The sequence below is a fragment of the Microbacterium sp. Bi128 genome (assembly GCF_918698205.1).
The window spans coordinates 1-2,688 of the sequence record NZ_CAKKMM010000674.1; the positions used below are offsets into that span (position 1 = coordinate 1).

Below are 2,688 nucleotides of genomic sequence, written 5' to 3' on the forward strand. Positions count from 1 at the left end.
GTGAAGGACAGGAGCCTCTTGATGTCACTTTGGGCCAGGGCGCCGAGGATGCCCACCACCATGGTCAGCAGCGCCGCGACCATGAGCGGGGCGTTGAGCGCATCCCCCGGGAATAGCAGCGTTTCCGTGCGGACCATCGCATAGACGCCCACCTTGGTCAGCAGCCCGGCAAACACCGCGGTGACCGGGGCCGGGGCGGTGGGGTAGGAGTCAGGGAGCCAGAAGGACAGCGGGAAGACGGCGGCCTTGATGCCGAAGGCCACCAGCAGCATGACGTGCAGCAGCGTCCGGGTGCCCTGGTCGAGGTCGCCGAGCTTGATGGCGAGGTCCGCCATGTTGATGGTTCCGGTGGCGCCGTAGATCATGGCGATCGCGATCAGGAACAGCACCGAGGACACGACGGAGACCACCACGTAGGTCACGCCGGCCCGGATGCGCGGGCCTGTCCCGCCGAGTGTGATGAGCACGTAGCTGGCCGTCAGCAGGATCTCGAAGCCCACGTAGAGGTTGAAGAGGTCTCCGGTGAGGAAGGCGTTGGACACCCCGGCCACGAGGATCAGGTAGGTCGGGTGGAAGATCGAGACCGGCGCGTCGCGGTCGCCGTCGGCCATGCCCTGTCCCGTTGCGTAGATCAGCACCGCAAGGCTCACGGCCGAGGACACCACGAGCATGAGGGAGGAGAACTGGTCCACCACCAGCACGACGCCCCACGGCGGCAGCCAGCCGCCGATGTTCACCGCGGCCGTGCCGCCATCCCAGACGGAGGCCAGCAGCCAGCATTCCAGCAGCAGTGTCAGCGTCAGCACGGCGATGCTGACCGCGCGCTGGACCCTGGGGTGATGGATGAGCAGAAAGGTCAGGGCGGCGCCCAGGATGGGGAGTACGACGGCGAGCGGGGCAAGGCTGGTGATGTTCACTCTCCGCCTCCTTCCGGGCTAGGGTCAACGTTGAGGGAACCGGGCTGTTCTTCAGAGGCGGCCTTGTCGGCCCGCACGGGGCGGTCACCGGACATGACCGTGGCCAGCGGGAACTCCGACGTCTCGACCGGGATCACGGAGTCGTCCTCGGCATCGAAGCTTGGCGTTTCCGCGACGCGGCGGTCCTCGGCGTCGTCCTGGATTTCATCCTGGCGGGCCAGGACCCAGGTGCGGTAGATGATGCCCAGCATGAACGCCGTGACGGCGAAGGAGATCACGATCGAGGTCAGGATCAGGGCCTGCGGCAGGGGGTCGTTGTAGTCCCCCGCCGGGGTGTCCTTGTCGAAGAGCGGCGCCAGCCCGGCGTAGCCGCCGGTGGCGAGGATCAGCAGGTTCGTGGCGTTGGCCAGCAGCATGAGGCCCAGCAGGACCCGGGTGAGGCTGCGTTCAAGGAGCAGGTAGATGCCACAGGCGTAGAGGGCGCCCATGACCGTCAGCAGGGTCAGGTTGACGCTCATGTTCTCCCCTTGGCAGTGGTTTCCGCGTCGGCGGACTCGTCGGCGGAGTCGGCGGGGACCCCGCCTGGGAATCCTCCGCTGTCCCGGTCTTCGGCGGCCCCCTCTTCGGTCGTCTCGGGTTGCTCTTCGAAGTGCTCGTCGATCTCCGCGCCGAGGCTGCGCAGCACATCCAGGGCCAGTCCGACGACCACGACGTAGACACCGATGTCGAAGATGGTCGAGGTGACGAACTTGATGTCGCCGAAGACGGGCAGCCACAGCTCCACGATGGCGCTCTGGAACACTTCGCCGCCCAGCAGCAGCGGCGTCATTCCGGCGGCGGCCGCCGTGGCCAGACCGATCCCCAGCAGGGTGCCGGCGCCGACGGGTGTCGCTTCGCGCAGTTCGAAGCGGCCGCCGGCCAGGTAGCGGATGGTCAGGGCGAGGCCGGCGGTGAGGCCGCCGGCGAAGCCGCCGCCGGGCAGGTTGTGGCCGGCGAGGAGCAGATAGATGGAGAACACGATCATCGAGTGGAAGATGAGGCGGGTGACCACCTCGAAAATGATCGAGCGGCGTTCGGGTGCCAGGGTCCGGCCGGCCACCAGCCAGGCGTCGCGAGTGGCGGCAGCGAACCGCCGGTTCATCGCCAGGGCGGCGTCTTCCCTGGTGCTGCCCCTGGCCCCGGTCCGCCGGCCCACGGTCCCTTCCGCGACGCTCGCGGATGTCCGGATGCGGTCACCGCGGCCGCGGACGAAGATGAGGCTGGCCACGCCGGTGGCGGCCAGGGCCAGGACCGAGATCTCGCCAAAGGTGTCCCAGGCCCGGATGTCCACCAGGGTCACGTTGACGACGTTGAGCCCGCCGCCGCCCTCATAGGCCAGTTGCGGGAACTGCAGGGAGACCGGCGGCGCCACCCGGGCGCCGAGGGCGTGGATGGCCACGAAAATCATGGTGACGCCGAATGCCAGGCCGATCACCACGCGGATGACCCGGTACTTGCCGCCGGTGCGGTCCCGCAGCCCCGGCGGAAGGCTCCGCATGGCCAGCACGAACGCCACCAGGATCATGGTTTCGACCAGCATCTGGGTCAGGGCGAGGTCCGGGGCTCCCTGCAGGGCGAACATCATGGCAATCCCGTAGCCGGTGACGGACACCATCAGGACGGCCAGGAACCGTTTGTTGGCGCGCACCGCGGCCAGCGCCCCGATCACGATTCCGGCGCCGGCCACCAGCTGCAGCGGCGAGCCGGGATCGATGACATAGAGGCCGGGCGG

Annotated in this window: 3 protein-coding genes; all 3 read right to left on the bottom strand. The window is 68.5% G+C overall.

All coding sequences use genetic code 11. The annotated features are described in order from the left end of the window. On the bottom strand, nt 1-917 hold a 917-nt coding region (locus LQV45_RS24680), incomplete at its 3' end, for a proton-conducting transporter membrane subunit (protein WP_290370309.1). Further along, on the bottom strand, nt 914-1,435 hold the full coding sequence (locus LQV45_RS24685; RefSeq protein WP_230009245.1) for a Na(+)/H(+) antiporter subunit C: 522 nt from the start codon (nt 1,433-1,435) through the stop codon (nt 914-916). The genes LQV45_RS24680 and LQV45_RS24685, both read right to left, overlap by 4 nt. Continuing rightward, nucleotides 1,432-2,688 (bottom strand): hydrogen gas-evolving membrane-bound hydrogenase subunit E (gene mbhE, locus LQV45_RS24690; protein WP_230009247.1); only part of this gene is annotated, 1,257 nt, incomplete at its 5' end. The genes mbhE and LQV45_RS24685, both read right to left, overlap by 4 nt.

Bases quoted from the DNA above. Each gene is read 5' to 3' on its own strand.
- LQV45_RS24685 (WP_230009245.1), bottom strand. From the start codon at position 1,435: ATGAGCGTCAACCTGACCCTGCTGACGGTCATGGGCGCCCTCTACGCC.